23 protein-coding genes, 3 tRNA genes and 1 rRNA gene are annotated in these 21,608 nt (G+C 55.6%); 24 read left to right on the top strand and 3 right to left on the bottom strand.

Going from position 1 to position 21,608, the window contains the following annotated elements; genetic code table 11:
* The first annotated feature begins 230 nt into the window (after positions 1-230).
* From PY311_RS08135 to PY311_RS08220, 18 genes are all read left to right on the top strand, one after another.
* Positions 231-306: transfer RNA gene (locus PY311_RS08135), tRNA-Lys, on the top strand.
* A 1-nt stretch (position 307) separates the two neighbouring features.
* A tRNA-Glu gene (locus tag PY311_RS08140) sits at positions 308-382 on the top strand.
* Positions 383-638: 256 nt separating this feature from the next.
* A 5S ribosomal RNA gene (gene rrf, locus PY311_RS08145) occupies positions 639-754 on the top strand.
* A gap of 555 nt (positions 755-1,309) precedes the next feature.
* Positions 1,310-2,146, top strand: a complete 837-nt coding sequence (locus PY311_RS08150) for an undecaprenyl-diphosphate phosphatase (protein WP_286148183.1) — start codon at positions 1,310-1,312, stop codon at positions 2,144-2,146.
* A 31-nt stretch (positions 2,147-2,177) separates the two neighbouring features.
* Positions 2,178-4,835 (top strand): FtsK/SpoIIIE family DNA translocase, encoded by a 2,658-nt coding sequence (locus PY311_RS08155; RefSeq protein ID WP_286148184.1) that lies wholly within the window; start codon positions 2,178-2,180, stop codon positions 4,833-4,835.
* Positions 4,836-5,031: 196 nt separating this feature from the next.
* Complete coding sequence (rplU, locus tag PY311_RS08160) at positions 5,032-5,343, top strand: 50S ribosomal protein L21 (RefSeq protein WP_286148185.1); 312 nt, start codon at positions 5,032-5,034, stop codon at positions 5,341-5,343.
* Between the two features lie 2 nt (positions 5,344-5,345).
* Positions 5,346-5,678, top strand: a complete 333-nt coding sequence (locus PY311_RS08165; RefSeq protein WP_286148186.1) for a ribosomal-processing cysteine protease Prp — start codon at positions 5,346-5,348, stop codon at positions 5,676-5,678.
* A gap of 39 nt (positions 5,679-5,717) precedes the next feature.
* Entirely contained in the window at positions 5,718-5,999 is a 282-nt protein-coding gene (rpmA, locus tag PY311_RS08170; protein ID WP_286148187.1) for a 50S ribosomal protein L27, read from the top strand.
* Between the two features lie 180 nt (positions 6,000-6,179).
* A tRNA-Pro gene (locus tag PY311_RS08175) sits at positions 6,180-6,255 on the top strand.
* A 180-nt stretch (positions 6,256-6,435) separates the two neighbouring features.
* Positions 6,436-6,975 (top strand): hypothetical protein, encoded by a 540-nt coding sequence (locus tag PY311_RS08180; RefSeq protein WP_286148188.1) that lies wholly within the window; start codon positions 6,436-6,438, stop codon positions 6,973-6,975.
* A 168-nt stretch (positions 6,976-7,143) separates the two neighbouring features.
* Positions 7,144-8,934 (top strand): FtsW/RodA/SpoVE family cell cycle protein, encoded by a 1,791-nt coding sequence (locus PY311_RS08185; protein WP_350309721.1) that lies wholly within the window; start codon positions 7,144-7,146, stop codon positions 8,932-8,934.
* Entirely contained in the window at positions 8,921-10,288 is a 1,368-nt protein-coding gene (locus PY311_RS08190) for a penicillin-binding transpeptidase domain-containing protein (protein WP_286148189.1), read from the top strand. Before PY311_RS08185 ends, PY311_RS08190 begins: the two co-directional genes overlap by 14 nt.
* A 28-nt stretch (positions 10,289-10,316) precedes the next feature.
* Entirely contained in the window at positions 10,317-10,598 is a 282-nt protein-coding gene (locus PY311_RS08195) for a hypothetical protein (RefSeq protein ID WP_286148190.1), read from the top strand.
* Between the two features lie 15 nt (positions 10,599-10,613).
* Entirely contained in the window at positions 10,614-11,432 is an 819-nt protein-coding gene (locus PY311_RS08200) for a hypothetical protein (RefSeq protein ID WP_286148191.1), read from the top strand.
* A gap of 167 nt (positions 11,433-11,599) precedes the next feature.
* On the top strand, positions 11,600-13,852 hold the full coding sequence (locus PY311_RS08205) for a heavy metal translocating P-type ATPase (protein ID WP_286148192.1): 2,253 nt from the start codon (positions 11,600-11,602) through the stop codon (positions 13,850-13,852).
* 12 nt (positions 13,853-13,864) lie between these two features.
* A complete protein-coding gene (locus tag PY311_RS08210) occupies positions 13,865-14,176 on the top strand; it encodes a metal-sensing transcriptional repressor (protein ID WP_286148193.1) in 312 nt (103 codons plus the stop codon).
* Positions 14,177-14,202: 26 nt separating this feature from the next.
* Positions 14,203-14,400 carry a heavy-metal-associated domain-containing protein gene (locus tag PY311_RS08215; protein ID WP_286148194.1) on the top strand — a complete coding sequence of 66 codons (198 nt, stop codon included), beginning with the start codon at positions 14,203-14,205 and terminating at the stop codon, positions 14,398-14,400.
* Positions 14,401-14,673: 273 nt separating this feature from the next.
* Positions 14,674-15,681 carry a G5 and 3D domain-containing protein gene (locus PY311_RS08220; protein WP_286148195.1) on the top strand — a complete coding sequence of 336 codons (1,008 nt, stop codon included), beginning with the start codon at positions 14,674-14,676 and terminating at the stop codon, positions 15,679-15,681.
* 56 nt (positions 15,682-15,737) lie between these two features.
* Here PY311_RS08220 and rsmA read toward each other — a convergent pair whose 3' ends face one another.
* Together rsmA and PY311_RS08230 are read right to left on the bottom strand one after the other, a co-directional pair.
* Positions 15,738-16,592 (bottom strand): 16S rRNA (adenine(1518)-N(6)/adenine(1519)-N(6))-dimethyltransferase RsmA, encoded by an 855-nt coding sequence (rsmA, locus tag PY311_RS08225; protein ID WP_286148196.1) that lies wholly within the window; start codon positions 16,590-16,592, stop codon positions 15,738-15,740.
* A gap of 97 nt (positions 16,593-16,689) precedes the next feature.
* Positions 16,690-16,923 (bottom strand): helix-turn-helix domain-containing protein, encoded by a 234-nt coding sequence (locus PY311_RS08230; RefSeq protein ID WP_286148197.1) that lies wholly within the window; start codon positions 16,921-16,923, stop codon positions 16,690-16,692.
* A gap of 85 nt (positions 16,924-17,008) precedes the next feature.
* Between PY311_RS08230 and PY311_RS08235 the strand changes: the two genes are divergently transcribed.
* From PY311_RS08235 to rplT, 5 genes are all read left to right on the top strand, one after another.
* On the top strand, positions 17,009-17,200 hold the full coding sequence (locus PY311_RS08235; RefSeq protein ID WP_286148198.1) for a hypothetical protein: 192 nt from the start codon (positions 17,009-17,011) through the stop codon (positions 17,198-17,200).
* An 18-nt stretch (positions 17,201-17,218) separates the two neighbouring features.
* A complete protein-coding gene (locus tag PY311_RS08240; RefSeq protein WP_286148199.1) occupies positions 17,219-17,740 on the top strand; it encodes a TetR/AcrR family transcriptional regulator in 522 nt (173 codons plus the stop codon).
* A gap of 359 nt (positions 17,741-18,099) precedes the next feature.
* Complete coding sequence (infC, locus tag PY311_RS08245; RefSeq protein ID WP_286148200.1) at positions 18,100-18,669, top strand: translation initiation factor IF-3; 570 nt, start codon at positions 18,100-18,102, stop codon at positions 18,667-18,669.
* A 35-nt stretch (positions 18,670-18,704) separates the two neighbouring features.
* On the top strand, positions 18,705-18,902 hold the full coding sequence (rpmI, locus tag PY311_RS08250; protein ID WP_022288799.1) for a 50S ribosomal protein L35: 198 nt from the start codon (positions 18,705-18,707) through the stop codon (positions 18,900-18,902).
* A 34-nt stretch (positions 18,903-18,936) separates the two neighbouring features.
* Positions 18,937-19,287, top strand: a complete 351-nt coding sequence (rplT, locus tag PY311_RS08255) for a 50S ribosomal protein L20 (RefSeq protein ID WP_286148201.1) — start codon at positions 18,937-18,939, stop codon at positions 19,285-19,287.
* Between the two features lie 320 nt (positions 19,288-19,607).
* Here the strand turns inward: rplT and trmB are convergent, their stop codons facing one another.
* On the bottom strand, positions 19,608-20,303 hold the full coding sequence (trmB, locus tag PY311_RS08260; protein ID WP_286148202.1) for a tRNA (guanosine(46)-N7)-methyltransferase TrmB: 696 nt from the start codon (positions 20,301-20,303) through the stop codon (positions 19,608-19,610).
* A 290-nt stretch (positions 20,304-20,593) separates the two neighbouring features.
* Between trmB and PY311_RS08265 the strand changes: the two genes are divergently transcribed.
* Positions 20,594-21,430: a 3-hydroxyacyl-CoA dehydrogenase family protein gene (locus PY311_RS08265; protein ID WP_286148203.1), complete on the top strand. Its 837-nt coding sequence runs from the start codon at positions 20,594-20,596 to the stop codon at positions 21,428-21,430.
* Positions 21,431-21,608: the final 178 nt, after the last annotated feature.

Raw genomic sequence — 21,608 nt, forward strand, 5'->3', positions numbered from 1 at the left:
CAAGGTGTGGAAGCGCAGTAATGTGTGGAGCTGACTTGTACTAATAGCCCGAGGGCTTGACCTACGAATGAAGCAGGCAAGGCCTGAAACATGGAAGAAGTTGCATTGTTCGGTTTTGAGGGTACATATAATCGCGAGCGGTTTATGTAATCTCAGTGCTTTTGGAAAGAAAGCGGCAGGAGAAGGCTGATTTAAAGTTTTCTTTGCGTATTTTTTCCAAAAGAAAGTGCGCGCCTTTAGCTCAGTTGGTAGAGCAACTGACTCTTAATCAGTGGGTCCCCGGTTCGAGTCCGTGAAGGCGCACCATGGCCCGTTGGTCAAGTGGTTAAGACAGCGGCCTCTCACGCCGTTAACATCGGTTCGAATCCGGTACGGGTCACCAGTTCAAAATAGCCTCTTAGGCACACATCCCGCTCTGCGAGCGTGATGAGATGCCGGACGAGCCTGTTTTTCGCCTATCGCACTGCAAATGCTGCGCTGGTTAGCAGCGCGAGCAGGACGGGAGAACGCTTCCTTTTCTGTCTCGAAACGCTGACGATGGTTTCTCGGCGGAGTTACGAGAGTTAAAAAGCTCTTGACAAAAGGCGCGAAGGACAATATAATATAGTTTGTTTTCGGGCAGTGCCCGATGACATAGAGTTGGTGCTGATTAGGATGAGGGTCCACCCGTTCCCATTCCGAACACGGTAGTTAAGCTCATTTCTGTCGACAATACTTGGCTGGCAACGGCCCGGAAAGATAGATAGTGCCAACACATTTCCCCGCAGAGTTTTCGCTCTGCGGGGAGTTTTTTTATTTCCGGCTATTCACAGTTCCGCCCGACGTTTTAGCGCAATAACACGGCGTGTCTGTCACTTGCTGCCGCTCGGGACTCATTTTCTCTTTTCGTGCTTTGGCCGATTTTCTTCGGTCCAGTTTCTCGGGTTGGTATCGTCGGGAGCAAGGCCGGCGAGGATGGTTTCATAGTGAGCAACCTTCTCGTCCATATATTTTACGGTAGTTTTTGCCTCAGACCCACGCATGTGGGGGACTTAAATTTGGGATGGTTGGGAGTGCTTTGACATTAGATTACTTGATAAGAAAGTTACGAATACAATTATAAAGCAGCTGTTTGATGTCAAATAGGAATGTTTGTGTCACAGCGATAGTTTACTCCTTTGCAGACTGTGGACAAGTAGTGCGAGAAAAGTAGTATGACATTTGAAGCAAATTTATATTTTATGTAAACTTGTAAAATGGTCTGGAAATTTCAAGCAGAATATGCTATCATCATAGAGCATCTATAAAATCCAAAAGGAGGCTATTGCGGATGTCATTTCTACACGCAGTACTGCTGGGCTTGATTCAGGGCGTGGCAGAATTTCTTCCGATTTCCAGCTCCGGCCATCTGGCAATCGCGGAGCAGTTGTTAGGCGTGGAAGGCGCTTCGGAATTTCCGGGCTTTTTTGATGTGCTGCTGCATCTTGGCACCTTGGCGGCGGTGTTTGTCGCCTATTGGCCGGAGATCAGGGACATGATCGTGGAATTTTTCCGTGGAATCGATGATTTGGCTCATGGAACAACACCTACGCCGGTACCGCCGGCCAGACGCATGATTCTGCTGGTGATCTTAGGTACATTACCGTTGTTTGTGATTTTGCCGGTCAAGGACTGGATCGAGGGCCTGAGCAGCAATCTCTATGTTGTGGGGGCCGCGCTGTTGATTACGGGCTGTCTGTTGTTTATATCTGACCGGGTTCGCAAGGGGCGTAAAAATGAGCGGAGCGCACGGTTGTCCGATGCATTGATCGTCGGCGCCGCGCAGGCGTTGGCTACCTGCCCGGGGCTGTCCCGCTCCGGTACAACCATTGCTGCCGGATGTTTTCTGGGATTTGACCGCAAATTTGCGGTGCGCTATTCGTTTATCCTGTCGATTCCAGCAGTCTTGGGCGCAAATATTTTGAGCCTGAAGGATGCTCTGGGCGGTGAAATTGTCTGGGGGGATGTACCGGCCTACATTGTCGGCGTTTTAGTGGCAGCCGTGGTGGGCTATGCCTGTATCCGGCTTTTGAAAATGATTGCTGACAAGGGAAAATTCGGAGCGTTCGCCTACTATTGCTGGGTGGTTGGTATTCTGACCATCATTCTGACAGCGGTAAAGCACTGATTATCGAAATATTTTTACGGAGGGTTTGATTGTGGCTTCCACATCACAAAAGAAAACAACAGGAAAAAAGAGCGGTACGTCTGGAAGCCGGACTGCCGCCCGCAAGCCGCAGCCCCGGCCTATCCGCCGGGAGGTGGGCGGCGTGGTGTGCCTGATACTGGCGCTGTGTGTGTTCGTTAGCTATTTTGGCATCAGTGCCATTTTTATTGACGCTTTGGCTATGCTGGCTAAAGGTCTGATCGGCTATGGATATTGGGTCCTTGGCCCGGCCTTGGTCTTGACGGCGTTTATACTCCTTTTCCATCATGGCCGGCCGGTGACGCTGCGGGTCATCAGTGCCATGCTGCTGCCGGTGCTGCTGGGCAGCCTCGTTCATATGCTGCGGGTGAAAGAGGCCTATGCCTCGTCTATCGGGATTATCCCGGCACTCTGGAAGGACGGAATTGCCCTGCAATGCGGCGGCGTTCTGTCCGGCGTACTGGCGCAGGGATTTGTAGCGGTATTTTCTAAAATCGCCTCGATCATTATTTTCACAGTCCTGCTGGTGGTGCTGACCATGGTGGCTCTGCGGCTCACCGTGGGAGCGCTGATTGAAAAGCACCGAGAGCGTCCGCGCTATGAGGTGGAGCCGGAGGAGCCTATCCAGACGGGCAAGCGTACACGAAAGCCGGAACCGGCTATTCCGGCAGAAAGCAGCCGTGCCAGAATCGATATTCCTGTGGATGACCCGGTGGACGCTCCGGCACCCAAACCGGAGAAGACGGGTTTTACCGGCTTTTTCCGGCACAGGTCTGAACAGCAGAAGACACCGGCGCAGATTGTGGCGGCGCAAAAGGCTGCCGCAGAGGAGTCGGAGCCCTATGAGGATGGCGACCCCTTTGCCGTGAAAGCACCGGCAGCGCCGGTGATGCCGCCGAAGCCCATTCAGGCCAGGGAGGAACCGGCACCGCGACCCGCCATTCCCACTATGGAGCCGGTGGTGCTCTCCCAGCCGGAGGAGCCTGCGGCGGCTGCACAGCCGATGACTGCATCGCCTGCAGCTTCAGCTTCCGTCAGCGCTCCGGCTGCGGCGGTACAGGAGCCGCTGTCCAAAAAGGCGGCGGCACAGGCCGTAGCAGCGGAGACTGCCGCCGTGACCGCGGAGATTGCGGAGAATATGACCGGGAGCGAAACGGAGTACCGCTATCCGCCGGTGAGCCTGCTGCGGGAAAATCAAGGAGAAAACCACATTGCGGCAGGAGCGGAACTGCGGAACAATTCCCGCCGGCTGGCGGAGACTTTGTCCAGCTTCGGCGTGGACGCCAAGGCGGGCGATGTGATTCACGGCCCCTCGGTCACGCGGTATGAGTTCACGCTGGATCAGGGTGTGAAGCTCTCCAAAATCACAAACTTGCAGGACGATATCGCGCTGGCGCTGGGAGCCAGCGGCGTGCGTATCGCCGCTGTGCCGAATAAGATTTCCGTTGTTGGCATCGAGGTCCCCAACAGGACCGTGACGCCGGTGCTGATTCGGGATGTTATTGAGTCCCGGGACTTCATGGAGCACCCCTCCAAAACGGCCTTTGCGCTGGGCCGGGACATCGGCGGACGGAATATCATCGGCAACATCGAAAAGCTGCCCCATGTGCTCATTGCCGGTACCACGGGCTCCGGTAAATCCGTGTGCACCAACTCCCTGATTATCAGCCTGCTGTATAAATCCACTCCAGACGAGGTGCGCTTTATTATGGTGGACCCGAAAATGGTGGAGCTTGCGCCGTACAACGGAATCCCGCATCTGCTCATCCCGGTGGTGACAGACCCGAAAAAAGCGGCGGGCGCCTTGCAGTGGGCTGTGTTTGAAATGATGAAGCGTTACAAGACGTTTTCGGAAAACGGCGTGAAGAAGCTGGAGGAATACAACAAGGTCGCCGCTACCCGGGACGATTTGGAGAAGCTGCCCAGCGTAGTGGTGGTCATTGATGAGCTGGCGGATTTGATGCTGGTGGCGGCCAAGGAGGTTGAAGAGTCCATCTGCCGTGTGGCGCAGATGGGCCGTGCCGCCGGTGTGCATCTGGTCATTGCCACCCAGCGTCCCTCTGCGGACGTGATCACCGGTTTGATGAAGGCCAATATCCCCAGCCGAATTGCCTTTGCGGTGGCGTCTTCACTGGAGTCCCGTATCATTCTGGATACCACCGGCGCGGAAAAGCTGGTGGGTAAGGGCGATATGCTCTACGCACCCTTGGGCGAGGGAAAGCCCACCCGCGTACAGGGCTGCTTCATCTCCCCGGAGGAGATCGAGGCGGTGGTGGCCTATGTGAAGGAAAGCGGTGAGGCCAACTATTCGCAGGAGGTCATCGCCCAGATCGAGCAGTCCGTGCAGGAAAAGGACAATAAAGGAACCAAGGGTGCCGGCAGCGCCGCTGATGCGGAGGACAGCGACGAGGACGAACTGCTGCCCGCCGCAGTGGATGTGGTGCTGGAAACGGGACAGGCGTCGGTCTCCATGCTGCAGCGGCGGCTAAAGCTGGGCTATTCCCGGGCCGCCCGTCTGGTAGACCAGATGGAGGACCGGGGCATCGTCGGCCCCTTTGAGGGCTCCAAGCCCCGGCAGCTCCTTATTACCCGGGCACAGTGGGACGAAATGCGTCTGGGCGGTGCCCCTGCGGGCACTGAGGAGACTCCGCCCTTCGATACGGAGGAATAAGGAAATTTAAATGGCGAAGCGAACAGCTCCGCCATTTATTTCAGTAATAAACGAAAAAACGCGGATTTTTGCACAGAAAGCAGTTGACAAAAGCAAGCCGCACCGATATAATAATAAAGCCGCTTTGAATGGGTCTGTAAGTGCGCTTTGCGCGCCGCCCCCGACAGCGAGCCCGTAAATGAAGGAGTTGAAACAAATGAACGCAATTATCGTAACTGGCGGTAAGCAGTACAAGGTGTCCGAGGGCGATGTGATCTATATCGAGAAGCTGGACAACGAGGCTGGCGACACCGTGAAGTTCGAGCAGGTTCTGGCCATCATTGATGGCGAGAAGGCCACGTTCGGCACCCCCGTTGTGGAGGGCGCTTCCGTGGAGGCCAAGATCGTGAAGAACGGCAAGGGCAAGAAGGTTCGTATCTTCAAGTACAATCCCAAGAAGGGTTATCGCAAGCGTCAGGGCCATCGTCAGCCTTATACCAAGGTTGAGATCGGCAAGATCTCTGTCTGAGCATGACCACCGTAACCTTCCGCAGTCAGGGCAGCCGGGTGATCGGATTTGATGTCCAGGGTCACAGCGGCTATGCCGATGCCGGAGCGGACATTGTCTGCGCGGCCATTACCAGCGCAGTGCGTCTGGTGGAGACCACAGTCAATGACGTTTTGGGTTTGGCGGCAAGTATAAAGGTTTTGGAAAGCGATGCGGCCATTTCTCTCCGTCTGCCGGGAAGCCTCGGTCAAACGGCGGAGTCCACCTGTCAGGCGCTTTTGGCGGGAATGATGGTTTATTTCGCACAGCTCCATGACGAGTATCCTGAAAACATTGAAGTTCTGGAGGATGAATAAGTCCTCCCGGAAATCTTAAAGAAAGGATGGTCCTTTATCATGATGATGATCGGTTTGCAGTTCTTCGCCCATAAGAAGGGCGGCGGCTCCACCAAGAACGGTCGTGACTCCAACTCCAAGCGTCTGGGCGCCAAGCGTGCAGATGGCCAGTTCGTCAAGGCCGGCAATATTCTGGTCCGTCAGCGCGGCACCAAGATCCATCCCGGCACCAACGTGGGCATCGGCACGGACGATACCCTGTTTGCCAAGGTGGACGGTACTCTGCGCTTTGAGCGGCTGGGCAAGGATCGGAAGCAGGCTTCCGTCTACGTTGCCGAGTAAGCACAACGGCTGAAAAGAATAAGCATCAATGTAGCACAGCTTTCGTTTACGGAGTTGTGCTGCATTTTTATGCGGCCGCAGTCCTGATTGCTCAGGACACCGGACAGGCGGCCTTTATGAAAATTAAATGGAAACGCACCTTGACATTTGGCAAAAGATACTTTATACTATATTAGCTATCCGGGTGTAGCGCAGTTGGTAGCGCGCATGGTTCGGGTCCATGAGGCCGTGGGTTCGACTCCCGCCACTCGGACCAAATAATGATAATCCGAACTACATGATCCAAGTGGGTAGTGTGTTCGGATTTATCATTTCTATTGAAAATGTTTTATAAATGCGAGGGTAGGAGAAGTCCTACCCTTGTCTTTTTATTCAAAGCAGTTTATACTTACCATACAAGATGATTAGGATGTATTCCGTAACAAAGGAGGCAAATATGCGCCGAAACAGACTTTCTATACTGAAAAGCGCAGTTCAACTTTCCATATTATATGTTCCGTTTCTTTCTCTGTTCGATTTTATGGGAGCGGTGTGTCCATTTGCAAATATATATGTTCAGGCTATTGTCAGCGCATTACTTTGCTTTTGTGTCCTATTTAGCGACAGCACAAAAACTGCATTGAAAAAATGGGGCTGTTCAATTCCGTTTACTTTGATTTTCTGGTTTGTCCTCGCCGCAACGAATTTTGATGTCCGGCTGACCAACAAATTGTTTCCAGGATATGGATGCCTTTCGGCGGGGGCGGGATTTGCGTCTATGGTCGAGTTCGGATTTTTCACGATTGCACAGGGAATCGCCAACCTACTGGCTATTGTTTGCAGCACCCCGTTAAGCGACAGCAAACTTCAAAAGCTGTGGCCTATCGTACAGAATGTAATTCTTCCAATAATATGTATAATTATCATTTTTATTGTATTGTATCTTGAACTTACAATGCCGACGTGGAAGGAGATATATTACTCCGTCTATGGTTAATATAGCAAAAGGCGGGAGCGTCTGGATGCTCCCGCCTTTATTCTGTGACCATTCTGTGAATTTTTCAAAACCGGGGCCGCAGACCTCAAGGCAGACTATACAGCTTTCACCGAAAATGCTATAATATCTCGAAATAGACGATTTACCTATCGGAAAGGAGAATGAAGGTTGCAGGAGCTATTTTCCACCGGAATACAATGGCTGGCGGCAAATCCCATGTTTACCGGCTGGTATACGGCTATTGCGCGGCTGCTGTTTCCGATATTGTCGGTCCTGATTTTGGCCCGTGCCATCCGCTCTCTGCTGCGAGTGCCCCACACGCCGGAGGTGTGGGCGCAGCTGAGCCTGCCGAACGGCAGCGGCGTGCCGCTGACCCATTGGGAGAACATCATTGGCCGGAGTCGTGCGGCGGATGTGGTGCTGAACTATCCCAGCATCTCCCGGCAGCACGCAACTCTGTGCCGGGGGGATGACGGGGCGTGGACGCTGTATGACCTTGGCTCCAAGGGCGGCACAGCGGTAAACGGCACGCCTGTTACGGACAAGGCACCGGTGAAGCTGGGAGACACCATCACCTTCGGCGGTGTGCCGCTGGTCTTCCTGCCGCAGACGGTAGGGGAGCAGGAGGCGCTGGAAAAGCAGCGGCAGGCAGAGAGGCCCGCCGCTATCTGGCCATCCTTTGTGTGGCTGACGGTCTTTCAGGTATTAACCGCCGTTCAGGTGACGCTGGCGGCGGAAGAAAATGCTACCGTGCTTCTGCCGCTGAGCTTTCTGGCGCTGTGCGCCGTGATGTGGCTTTACGCGGCGGCACTGCGGCTGGGGCATTGCGTGGGCTTTGAGCTGGAGACCATCGCGTTCTATCTCTCCACGTTGTCATTGGCTGTAACGGCCTCCAGCGCGCCGGGAAGCCTGCCGAAGCAGCTGCTGGCCATTTTGCTGGGCGTGTGCCTGTTTTTAGCGCTGGGGCTGGTGCTGCGTAATTTGGAGCGGGTGAAAAAGCTCCGCTGGCTTATGGGCGCAGGGGCTGTGGGCCTGCTGGGCATCACACTGGTTCTCGGTCACGCCAAATTCGGCGCGACCAACTGGATCTCGCTGGGAGGAGCGTCCTTTCAGCCCTCGGAGCTCGCCAAGCTCTGCTACATTTTTGCCGGCTCCGCCACGCTGGAGCGGCTGTTCCGCCGCAGAAATCTGGCACTGTTCATAGTGCTGACCGGCGTGTGCATCGGTCTTTTGGGGCTGATGAGCGATTTCGGCACGGCGGCCATCTTCTTTGTGACGTTTCTGGTCATCGCCTACCTCCGCTCCGGGGACGCCGCCACGCTGGCGCTGATCTGCGGCGGTGCGGCGTTTGGCGCGGGAATCATTGTGAAGTTCAAGCCTTACATTCTCAGCCGCTTCGCGGTATGGGGCCATGCGTGGGAAGCGGCGTCAACCAGCGGCTATCAGCAGACCCGTACCATGTCGGCGGTGGCCTCCGGCGGATTGCTGGGGATGGGTGCGGGTGAGGGATGGCTCCACCGCATCCCTGCCGGGGATACAGACCTTGTGTTCGGAATGCTCTGTGAGGAATGGGGGCTGATTATTGCGTTACTGGCTGTGGGTTGCATCCTGACGCTGGCGTGGTTCGCGGTGCGAGCGTCGCGGGTGGGACGCTCCAGCTTTTACTGCATTGCGGCCTGCGCGGCAGGCTCGCTGCTGGTGTTCCAGACCTGCCTGAACGTGTTCGGCTCGGTAGATATTCTGCCGCTGACCGGCGTGACGTTCCCGTTTGTGTCCAACGGCGGCTCCGCCATGCTGTCGGCATGGGGGCTTTTGGCTTATCTGAAGGCCATGGACACCCGGCCCAATGCCAGCTTTGCCATTGACCGCAGCGCGGAGCGGCGGCTCCGGGAGGAAACGGCGGTCCGGCTGGCGCCAGCGGAGGACTTTACAAAGGAGGATGGTCATGCGGAAAATTGAAAAGCGGACCGTGATCTGCATGGCGTTGGCTATTTTGCTGGCGGCGGGAATGGCGGTGTTCCTTATCAAATATTTTGCCGAGGGCGGAAAGTGGGCCTCCTCTGCCTTTAACCGTCACCTCTACGATTCCAATGGAATCCTGATTTCCGGCAGAGTGCTGGACCGGGATGGGGATGTACTCAGCGATGTGGAGGGCGGCAAGCGCACCTACTATGATAACGTAACGGTCCGCAAGGCAACGCTGCACGCGGTGGGGGACCTGTACGGCAAGATCGGCACCGGGGCTCTGAACGCCTTTGCGGACAAGCTGACAGGCTTTGACCTTATCAACGGAGCCTTCGGCGCGGAGCAGGGGAGCGACCTGTACCTGACCATTGACGGGCGCTATAATTATGAGGCGTATCAGGCGCTGAACGGCCATGCCGGAACGGTGGCGGTCTATGACTATAAGACCGGTGAGATTCTGTGCATGGTATCGGCCCCCAGCTATGATCCCCTGAATATTCCAAGTGACCTTGAGACGAATGACCGCTATCAGGGCGCGTATGTCAACCGCTTTTTGTCCTCGGCCATTGTGCCGGGCTCTGTATTCAAGACCGTGACGCTGACCGCAGCGCTGGAACAGCTCCCGGGCGCCATGAGCCGGACATGGACCTGCACCGGCAGCGTCCAGATAGGCGAGGAGACCATCACCTGCTCCGGCGTGCACGGAGAGCAGACATTGGAGGAGGCGTTCGCCCATTCCTGCAATGTGGCCTTCGCGCAGATCGCGGAGGAGCTGGGCGCGGATACGCTGAAAAAATATACGGAGCAGGCGGGGCTGACGGACTCTTACTCCGTGGACGGTCTGCCAACGGCCAAGAGCACCTTCGAATGGGAGAATCTGACCGACGGAGAGCTGGGCTGGGCCGGTGTGGGCCAGTACCGCGATCAGGTGAATCCCTGTGCGCTGATGGTGTGGATGGGCGCCATCGCCAACGGCGGCAAGGCGGCGCAGCCGTATCTTATTCAGAAAACAGAATCCGCGCTGGGAATCCTCTCCCTGCCCCGTATGACCCGCCATACAGGGCGGCTGATCAGCAAAAAAACAGCGGAGACGGTGGCAGAGTTGATGGCCAACAATGTGGAGGTCACCTACGGCACAAAGCGCTTTCCCAATATGCAGCTCTGCGCCAAATCCGGCACGGCGGAGGTGGGGGGAGACAAAAAGCCCCATGCGTGGTTTGCCGGTTTTTTGCAGGACGAGGAGCACCCTTATGCCTTTGTGGTGCTGGTGGAAAACGGCGGCGGCGGAAATGCCGTGGCCGGAACGGTGGCGGGCAAGGTGCTGGGCATCATTGTGAACGGATATTAAGAGAATACGGAAAGGAAACAGAGAGACTATGAAAAAAAGCATTTGGCTGAAGCCGGGAAAGCAGCTCAACAGCGGCGCTATCGTGGGGGGCATCGGATTTGCGCTTTACCTTGTGCTGTCCGCGCTGGAGTGGAGAACGGCGGCGCTGATCGTGGCTATTGGCTTTGGTATCGAGGCGGCATACACCTTTTTCTCCGCCGTGGACTGCCGGGAAAAGGACAAGGACTCTGTAAGCTATAATATTCTTTGGGGCACCGGTGCGGTGATGATTTTGCTGCTGGTGCCGGCGGTGCTGACGATTCTGAGGTGAGGGCCTGCGCCGGAGATGACCGGCAGTGCCGCAGAATCCGCCGTGACGCGGCAGGCAGAGGCGGCAAAGCCTGAAAAGCTGGGGGCGACGGAGCGCTTGGAGGTAATTTCAGCTCCGGGCATTGATGAATTGGGCCAGGCACCGGAGGTGTCAAAAAGTGCGCCGCCCACCGAAAAGGTCCAGTTTTCTGTATGGAATGAAGAAAAGACCGCTTTGCTGACGGAAACAGAGGACGGCTCCGCCGCCCTCTGTGCACTGCCGGGGGAAAATCTGGATGGCGGCGTGCTGTTGCGCTGGGACGATACACTGGTAAAATTCCCGTGGCGGTATGCTACAAATTACCGCGCTGAGCTGAAACTGTGGCTGCGGGACATGGATGGAGACAGAACGAAAGAACTGGTGGTAAGCTGCCAGATAGGCGGCGGTACCGGCGTCAACTACGAGGAGCTTCATGTGGTAAAAAAGACAGAAAATGGGAATCTGAGCGCCTATGCGGTGCCGCAGGAGCTCTGGACCTCCCTTGCCTCCGCGCTGAAGCTGGTGGAAAATGACGGGCGGCTTTATGCTGTGCTTGGACAGGAGCTGGTGGACCTATCCTTTATTACGGAAAAGCTGGAGGAGGACAATGTGCTGGAAAGGCTGGGATGCGGAGATTGGGTTCGTTTTGCCGCATCGGCGTGGTCGGATACAGGCATTGAAGTAGAGGCCGGCGTCTGGATGGCGGGGGAGTTGCTTCCGGTTTTGGCCTGCTATGTAGGAAATGTCCGGGGCCACATCACCTTCCGGGACGGTGAATTTTCTTTAGATGACCTTCATTTGGACGTATGGGAGTAAGTAAATATAGGGCGTGTCGGTTTTTGCGGATGGGATATTCCTGTCCGCACTATTTTTTTTGTAAATTCTCTCTTGACAAATACCCTATGGGGGTATATAGTAGCAACCGAAATAGGAACAGGAAATTTGGAAAACCTAAAAGCAACAGACAAAAAAGGAGGCCCCCTATGCGGGAAGAAGTTTATGATATCTCCGGGATGCACTGCGCGGCGTGTAGCGCATCCGTGGAGCGGGTCACCCGGAAGCTGCCGGGCGTAGAGCGCAGCGATGTGAATCTGGTAGCAGAGCGGATGACCATTGTTTATGACGAAAATCAGGTGATGCCGGAGCAGATCATTGCCAAGGTGGAAAAGGCGGGCTTCGGGGCCAAGCTCCATCAGGAAAAGCAGGAAGCGGCTCCGGTCCAGACCGGCGAGGACCCGGAGGAGCTGGAGCTGCGGCGGAAAAAGCGGGAGCTGATCGTCTCCGCCATTTTCTCGGCGCTGCTGCTGTATGTGTCCATGGGACAGATGCTCCCCTTCGGTCTGCCCAGCCTGCCGCTGCCGGATTTGTTTTCCATGCACACGCACCCCATGAACTTTGCGGTTTTACAGCTGCTGCTGGCTATCCCGGTGCTGTACTGCGGACGGAATTTCTTTATCAACGGCTTCAAGGCGCTGTTCCACGGCAATCCCAACATGGACTCGCTGGTGGCCATCGGCTCCGCCTGCTCGTTCATTTACAGCGTGGTCATGACGTTCCTTATCACTGATGATGTTCACGGCCATGTCCACAATCTCTATTATGAATCCTCCGCCGTGGTGCTGACGCTGGTGTCACTGGGCAAGTTCATGGAAAGCCGCAATATGCGGAAAACCAAGAGCGCTATCACGGCTCTCATGCGGCTGGCACCGGACACCGCCCTTCTGGCGGACAGCGGCAAGGAGGTCCCCACCGCGTCTGTGAAGGCCGGGGATGTGCTGCTGGTAAAGCCCGGTGCCCGAATTCCGCTGGACGGTGTGGTGACGAAGGGGGAGAGCAGCGTCAACGAGGCCATGCTCACCGGTGAGAGCCTGCCTGTGGAAAAGACGGAGGGCAGCGAGGTCATCGGCGGCAGCGTAAATGAAAACGGCGTGCTGTATGTAAAGGTCACCCGGGTGGGCGCGGACACCACGCTTTCTCGAATCATCCGCTTTGTGGAGGACGCGCAGGGCAAAAAGGCCCCCATTTCCCGAACGGCTGACAAGGTCGCGGGCATTTTCGTTCCCACGGTGATTTGTCTTGCGGCGTTGGCGGCTATCGGCTGGGCCATTGCCGGTAAGGATTTCGCCTTTGTTCTGCGGGTATTCACCTCCGTGCTGGTCATTGCCTGCCCCTGTGCGCTGGGACTGGCGACTCCTACCGCTATCATGGTGGGAACCGGCCTTGGCGCGAAGCACGGTATTCTGATTCGCTCCGGCGAGATATTGGAGGTCACGCACTCCGTTGATACCGTGGTGCTGGATAAGACCGGCACCGTGACAAAGGGTGAGCCTGCCGTAACGGAGCTTTGCCCCGTGGGCGGCACGGAGGAGGGACTGCTGACCATCGCGGCGGCGGTGGAGTCTGTGTCTCAGCACCCGCTGGCAACCGCTATCGTCAAGGCTGCCGCCGACAAGGGGCTGGATACCGACCACAAGCCGGAAACGTTTGAAAATCTGTCCGGCCGGGGTATTCGGGCGGTGCTGTCCGGGCAGACGGTGCTGGCAGGCAACCGCCGGCTCATGGAGGAGAACGGAATTGAAATCTCTGCACTGACAGATAAGGCCGAGACACTGGCGGGACAGGGCGAAACGCCCATGTACTTCGCGGCGGACGGTGCGTTGCTGGGCCTGATTTCCGTTGCGGACCCCGTGAAGGAGACCAGCGCCGCCGCCATTGCCCGGATGAAGCAGCAGGGAATCCGGGTAGTGATGCTCACCGGCGACAGCCGCGCCGCCGCAGAGCATATCGGTGCGCTGGTGGGCGTGGATGAGGTCATCCCGGAGGTGCTGCCGGAGGAAAAGGCCATTCATGTGCAAAAGCTGGAGGAGCAGGGCCGCAAGGTCATGATGGTGGGCGACGGTATCAACGATGCCCCGGCGCTGACCGCCGCCACGGTGGGCTGCGCCATCGGCAGCGGCAGTGATATTGCCATTGAGTCCGCCGATATTGTGCTGATGCGTTCCGATTTGGAGGATGTGCCCCGGGCACTGCGGCTGTCCGCCCTGACGCTGCGGGACATCAAGCAGAATCTGTTCTGGGCATTCTGCTACAATACCATCGGTATCCCCATCGCCGCCGGACTGCTGTATGCTCTGGGCGGGCCGCTGCTCTCCCCTATGTTCGCGGGAGCCGCTATGTCCCTGAGCTCCGTGTGCGTGGTGGGTAACGCCCTGCGGCTGGGTACGGCGAAGCTGTAAGGAGGAATGGACATGGCAGAGGAAAAAAAGGCTTGCTGCTGCTCCGGCAGGCGGAAGGTTCGGGAACGGACAGAGGAGGAGGCCCTTTTGCAGCGGCTCAGCCGCATTGAAGGGCAGGTGCGGGGCGTGCGCGGTATGGTGGAAAATTCCGCCTACTGCACGGACATTCTGACCCAGGTCTCCGCCATCCAATCGGCTCTCAACGCCTTCAACCGTGAGCTGCTGGCACGGCATATCCGCACCTGCGTGGTGACAGATATTGAAAAGGGCGATCTGACGGTGGTGGATGATCTGGTGGCCACCATCCAGAAGCTGATGAAATAAAACCATATTTTTAGGAGGAAATGAAGATGACAACGATTAAGGTACCCGACATGATGTGCGAAAACTGCGTCAAGCGTATCACCAATGCGCTGACCGCCGCAGAGCTGAAGTTTCAGGTGAGCCTCGCGGACAAGAATGTGACCATTGACGGGTGTGAGAACTGCGTCAAGACCGCAGTCAGCGAGCTGGAGGACTTGGGCTTCACCCCGGAGGTTCAGGCGTAAGGCGTAAATAGGAGACAGCCCCGGTGTCCAACAGGACGCCGGGGCTTTTTCATGTAAAAACGGTTACAATCTGTAATTTTTGAAAATGAAATTGGAAAAATATGGAAAATAAAATCTGCGGATTTTTCAGAAATGTGGGTGTTGAAAATCGACAGGAACCGCAAAACTTGACAAAAGTGGGGCGTTGAGGTATACTATGACTTGTTTTTGGATAGATTACAAAAGTAACAATTTAGAAACGGCGCTTCGGCGCCGGTTCGGGAGGTTATTGATTTGAGACATTTACACACCCATAGGGCGGCATGGCTGGGCCGCTGCCTGACATGGATGCTGCTCTTGTCTGCGGTATTGGCGGGCGGCACCGGCTGGGCGCGGGCACTGTATCTCTACAGTGACAGCAATGCCTCGGCTGCGGCGCTGGATGAGAGTCATCCGGGCATCAATTCCGTGCTTTTGAATCTGGAAACCGGCAAGAGCGGCGAGAACGCCATGCTGACCGCCGGAACGCTGGTAACAGTGCGCCGGGGCGGCGAGACCATCACCGCTACCGCGCAGGCAGAGACTGTGGAGCAGTTCTTGTCCCGTATGGACATCATCCCCGGTCCGCTGGAAATGGTGGGTATCGAGTTAATGGAGGGCAGTGTGGCGCTGACCATCTCCGACCACCTGACGGTTTACGAGCGGGTCACGGAGCAGGCGGAGCACGGAACGGTGTACCGCTCTACGCCGGATCTTCCCAAGGGACAGGAGCGGGTGGCCCGAAAGGGCGTGGACGGACAGCATGCCGCCATCTACGAGCAAACGTGGGTCAGCGGCCAGCTGGTCACCAGCCAGTATGTGGAGGAGATCACCTCTACCAGCGTGGATGAAATCGTGGAGCAGGGTACCGCTGTTACCTCCGTGGACGCGGATGATAAGGTGGTCAACGTTACCACGAATGCCGACGGTTCCGGCTATCTGACCTTTGCCTCCGGCGGCACCATGAAGTTCAGCAAGGCGGTGCAGGTCACGGCCACGGCCTATACGGCGGGCTATGACGGTGTGGACCACACCACGGCCACCGGCACATTTGTGCACAAGGGCGTAGCCGCTGTGGATAAGCGGGTGTTCCCTCTCGGCTCTGATCTGTACGTTATGGCAAAGGGTATGGAATACGGCCTGACAAAAGCGGAGGATACCGGCATGAAGGGCCAGAAGATCGACCTATATCTGGAGAGCTATCAGCAGTGTATCCAGTTCGGACGCCGCTCCGCCACAGTTTATCTGTTGGAGAATAGCTGAAAATCGAAAATAAAAACCGCGTCTCGCTGAAAAAGCGGGACGCGGTTTTTTACGTTTTATAAATTGGAAAGGGCATCGGCCAGAGCGGCAAAGTCCGTCAGCGTCAGTGCCTCGCCCCGAACGGCGGGGGGCAGGCCGCAGGCGGCGATAGCCTCGGCAATGGCGCTTTTTTCGCTTCCGGGCAGCGCTGCTGCCAGCGAGTTGGACAGCGTTTTCCGTCGCAGCAGGAAGGCACCCTTGATGACCTTGAAGAAAAACGCCTCGTCTCGCACCGTCACGGCAGGGCTTTCCCGGCGGACGCACCGCAGTACGGCGGAGGTCACCTTGGGGGAGGGGAGAAATTTTTCCCGGGGAACATCAAAAAGATAGCTGACGTCCATGTAATATTGCAGAAACAGGGAGAAGGCGCCGCCATCGGCGCTGCCTTGGGGCGCCGCCAGCCGTTGGGCGACCTCCTTTTGAATCAGGACGGTGACGCTCTCAATGGCAGGGGTCTCAATAAATTTTGTCAGCACCGGCGTGGTGATGTTATAGGGGAGATTGGCGCAGACAATGGGATGCAGTCCTTGGAACCTCTCGGCAATCAGTACGTTCAGGTCCAGTTTCATCACATCGCCGGGGACAATCTCCACATTGGGATATTCCGCCAGCGTCTCCGCCAAAATCGGCAGTAAAGAGCGGTCCAGCTCCACAGAGACCACCCTCCCGGCCCGCTTTGCCAGCTCCGAGGTCAGCGGACCGATGCCGGGACCGATCTCCAGCACACCGCAGGCAATATCCGCCTGTGAGGCTGCGGCAATGTCATAGGGGATCTGCGGGTCGATCAGGAAATTCTGCCCCATGGATTTTGAAAAATGGAAGCCGTGACGCTCCAGCAGCGCACGGATTGTAGCTTCATCGCAAAGGTTCATGGCCGTACCGCCTTTTTGAAAATAGATTGAGGACAGTATACCTGATTTTCCGCCAAAAGGCAACAGCAGAGGCTGTGGAGGTTTACTGAAACTGCTTTTATTTGAGTGGTTTCTGCTTGATAGGGGGATAGGGGCGGGGATCGGCGGTTCGCCCGGCCAGATAATCCATGCTTGTTTCCAGCGCGTCCGCAATGCGGCGGCACTGTTCAAAGGTCATGTTTCGTTTGCCGGTTTCGATTTTGGAGTAGTCGCTCTGGTCAATGCCGGTCAGCATTTGCATTTTGACCTGAGAATATCCCTTCTCTTTGCGGAGCTGTTTCATTTGTGTCATTTTTTATCACCCTGCGAAAATTATGCCCTGCTGACCTATTTAAAATAGGGTAAAATAGACCTATAATGATAAGGGGGTGAACTAAATGAGAAACGATTTGGATTATAAGGAAGCGTATTTAACAATGATGCGGGCATCGGAGCAGGCGATTCGAGGATTGGAAATCTTACAGCAGGGAACGGCTAAAATTATGCTGAGTCTGATTCAAGCGCAGCAAAAAGCAGAGGAGCTGCTGCTGGAACAGGATGAAGCACCAGCGCCCTCGGATGAAGATTAAATAGATACGGCGGTCCGTATGGACGAGGCGCTGCTGGCTCTGCTGGAAAAGAAGGAGTTTGCCTATATCACGATTCGGGAGCTGTGTGCGGCGGCGGGGGTCAACCGTTCCACCTTTTATCTCCATTATCAAAATATAACGGAGCTGCTGGAGGAAAGCATCGCCTATATGAACCGGCAGTTTTACGAGTGCTTTCCGCCGAAGCATGAGGATGCGGTGAAGGTGCATTTCCTTTCACCCGCTTATCTGGAGCCGTACCTGACCTATGTAAAGGAGCACCGGCGGCTGTTTCGGACCGCCCTGCGGCAGTCCGCCGTGCTGTGCTCCGAGGAGCAGTTCCGCTTTCTGTTTCAGGAGGTGTTTTCGCCGTATATGGCGCGGCTTGGCATCCCGGAGCGGGAGCGGCCCTACATGATACAGTTTTATCTGCACGGAATTTTGGCCATTGTAGAGCTGTGGCTGGAGCAGGACTGCCGGGAGCCGGTGGACGATATCATAGAGATGATTTTGCGGTATACGCACACCGGGGAAGCCACATAGAAACGCCGGCCCGGAGTATTCCGGGCCGGCGCTGCGGTCACTTGCGGTCGTTTTTTTGGTTCTTCTGCTCACTAGGCTCCTTCTGAGCATTCTTCTGATTGCTCTCACGGTTTTTCTCCTGCATGGAAGGTACCTCCTTTCCCGGTCTGCGTACAGGGATAGTGTTGCCGCCGGAACGGAAAATATGTGCAGCGGACACAAAAAATCTTAAATTTTCTATTGACACTGCCGTGCGGCTCTGGTATACTATCTACGCAAAACAAAGAAGGCTGAATGCATCCGCCTCACCTCCAGCAAAAGCGCAAAGAGGTCAACAGTGTTGTTATCAGACTGCCAAGGGGCAGTTTGCTGTCACGCGGATGCCGAAGCGGTGTCCGCGTTTTGTGATTTTAGAAGGAGGTGCTTCGACCATAGCTAAGCAAGTGCATGAACTGAATGAGGACATTCTCGACAAGGAGATCCGCCTCATCGGCGCCGAGGGCCAGCAGCTGGGCATCATGAGCTCTCAGGAGGCTCTGAAGATCGCGGATGAGCAGGGATTGGACCTTGTGAAAATCTCTCCGCAGGCTGTGCCCCCTGTCTGCAAGCTCATGAATTACGGCAAGTTCCGCTTTGAGCAGAGCAAGAAGGAAAAGGAAGCCCGCAAAAATCAGCACGTGGTGGAGATCAAGGAGATTCGGATGTCCCCGGGCATTGATGTGGGAGACTTCAACACGAAGCTCAAGAACGCCCAGAAGTTCATTGCCGATGGAAACCGCGTGAAGGTCTCTGTCCGCTTCCGCGGCCGTGAGATGGCACACACGGACATCGGCCGGGATCTGCTGAACCAGTTTGCTGAGCAGTGCGCCGAGGTGGCCGTTCTGGATAAGACCCCCAAGCTGGAGGGCCGCATGATGTCCATTTTCCTTTCCCCCAAGACTGGCAAGTAAATCGTAATATTCAATACACGGAAGGAGCAACCACAATGCCGAAGCTGAAAACTCACAGTGGCGCCAAGAAGCGCTTCAATCTCACCAAGACCGGCAAGGTCAAGCGCGCCAAGGCTTTCAAGAGCCACATCCTCACGAAGAAGGACACCAAGCGCACTCGTCGCCTGCGGGCCGGCGGTTATGCCGATGCGACCAATATGGACGCAGTCCGCAAGATGATTCCTTACAAGTAAGTAACGAGACGTTTGAAATAGGAGGCTACAACAGATGGCAAGAGTTAAGGGCGCGATGATGACGCGCAAAAGAAGAAATAAAGTTCTGAAGCTGGCGAAGGGCTATTGGGGTTCCAAGTCCAAGCACTTCAAGATGGCCAATCAGGCTGTTATGAAGTCCCTGACCTATGCTTACACCGGCCGTAAGCTGAAGAAGCGTGACTTCCGCAGCCTGTGGATCACCCGTATTTCCGCTGCCTGCAAGATGAACGGCATGAACTACTCCAGCTTCATGCACGGCCTGAAGGTTGCCGGTATCGAGATCAACCGTAAGATGCTCTCTGAGATGGCTATCTCCAACCCCGCTGCATTCACTCAGCTGATCGAGATCGCCAAGAAGGCTTAATTACACAGTTCTTCAAACAAAAACCTCTTCGGGAAATCGAAGAGGTTTTTTGCGTGTTGAAAAATAGAGGAGAGGGCTGTCTTTACAGAAAACAGTAAAAGGACGCGCCCATCGGCGCGTCCTTCGAGACTGTCGATAAAGTGGTAAATCCTCTGCAACGGTAAGGAAGGGTGTGCGCGGGAAACCCAAGAAGGGTGTCCTGCGCCATTGAAATCCTTAGTTTTCAGAACTTTTATGAAGTTCTGAAAACTTGTTCAGCGGGGAGAAAAGACTTTTTCGACACGCTGAAAGGACGCGCCCATCGGCGCGTCCTTCCATTCTTATTCCGCAGATGCTTCCTCGGCGGGTTCTGCTTCTTCCGGAACTTCTAGTTCTTCCCAGTCTACCATAGTGCCGACACAGCGGTTGATGGGCTGGCCCTGCTCGTAGAATTTGGCCTCGTAGTCCGTCATGACTCCCACCGGGCCGTTTTCATGGAGATTTCGGGTGACCTCGGAAAGCTCGAAGCCGAATTTTGGCAATTCCTCCACGGAAAACTCAAATAAGGGCTGGTTGTCGGTTTTGAAGTGGATTTGCCCGCCCATTTTCAATACCTGACGGTACAACTTCAGGAAGTTGCCGTGGGTCAGGCGGCGCTTGGCGTGGCGATTGCTGGGCCACGGGTCGGAGAAGTTCAAATAGATGCGGTCTACCTCGCCGGGAGCGAAGAACTGGGGAAGCTGATCGGCGTTGGCGTCCACAAAAAACACGTTGGTCAGTCCGGCGTTGACGCACCGCTCCATGGCCACCACCATGGCGTCCGGCACCAGCTCCACAGCGATGAACAGCACATCCGGCTCTGCCTGCGCGGTCCCCAGCGTGAAGCGGCCCTTGCCGCAGCCCAGCTCCAGCCGCAGCTCCCGGGCTTGGGGCATCAGCTCCCGCCAATGGCCCCGGCGGTCATAGGGGTCCCGAATCAACTGGGCGGCACAGCGCTCCATGCGGGGAATCAGGTTTTTTTTCTTTCGCATTCTCATATCAAAGGGCCTCCGGCAGTCAAATTTTCAGTGAAAGAATTATAGCATAAAAACCGAAAGCTGTAAACGGGAGCAGAATGTTAATGAATTAACGTTAATTATTTAACGGATTTGTAAAAAAATTAACGATGCCTTTGTGTGAAGTGCAGAAAATTGTGAAATATGCAAAAGAACCCTTGCGAAATCACAGGTTTGACCATATAATAGCAGTCAGATGAAGTGACATCCGCCGGGGCGTTCGGCCCGGTGACCCGTTCCATTTAATTTTGAAATTACAGGAGGAACCTAAAATGAAAGTTGCGATTTTCGGCGCCGGTACCATGGGCAGCGGCATTGCTCAGGTTTTCGCTGCGAAGGGCCATACCGCTTTGATGTATGCAAGCTCTGTGGCTTCCGCCCAGAAGCATAAGGATAAGCTGGCCGCCTCTCTTGCCAAGCGCGTTGCCAAGGGCAAGATGACTCAGGAGGCTGTGGACGCTCTGCTGGCCAACATTCTGATTGAGGAGAAGTCCGCCTGCGCTGACGCCGACCTCGTGATCGAGTGCGTGAAGGAGGATATGGCGACTAAGAAGGAACTGCTGAACGAGCTGGATACGCTCTGCAAGCCCGAGACTGTTTTCGCCTCCAACACCTCCTCTCTGTCCATCACCGAGATGGGCCACGGCCTGAGCCACCCCGTCATCGGTATGCATTTCTTCAATCCCGTTCCCAGCATGAAGCTGGTGGAGATCATCCGCGGCGCCAATACCACGCAGGAGACCTTCGACTTTGTCTATAAGCTGTCTCAGGAGATCGGCAAGGACCCCGTTGAGGTTGCTGAGGCTCCCGGTTTTGTTGTCAACAAGATTCTCATCCCCATGATCAATGAGGCTATTGGTCTGGTGGAGACCGGTGTTGCTTCTGTGGAGGACATCGATAAGGCTATGCAGTTGGGCGCCAACCATCCCATGGGCCCCTTGGCTCTGGGCGATTTCATCGGTCTGGATGTGTGCCTTGCCATCATGGACACCCTCTATACCGAGACCGGCGATCCCAAGTACCGCGCCGCTCTGCTGCTGAAGAAGATGGTTCGCGGAGGCCTGCTGGGCAAAAAGTCCGGCAAGGGCTTCTACGATTACAGCAAGTAAGTACATCGTTTTATGAGCTTTGCCGGGAGGGCAGGCGGTACGCCTGTCCTCCCGGTTTTTGTCAGAAGGGCGAAAAGGCACCGTAGTGACCAGCAGGTACGTTTAGCCGACCTTCCTTAAAAAGGCAATCGGGCCGAAAAAAGGGAATATTTCGGCGAATAAATTCCGATATGTGACT

Source organism: Neopoerus faecalis (assembly GCF_029218125.1).
In the GTDB taxonomy this organism is placed as follows: Bacteria; Bacillota; Clostridia; order Oscillospirales; family Oscillospiraceae; genus Oscillibacter; species Oscillibacter faecalis_A.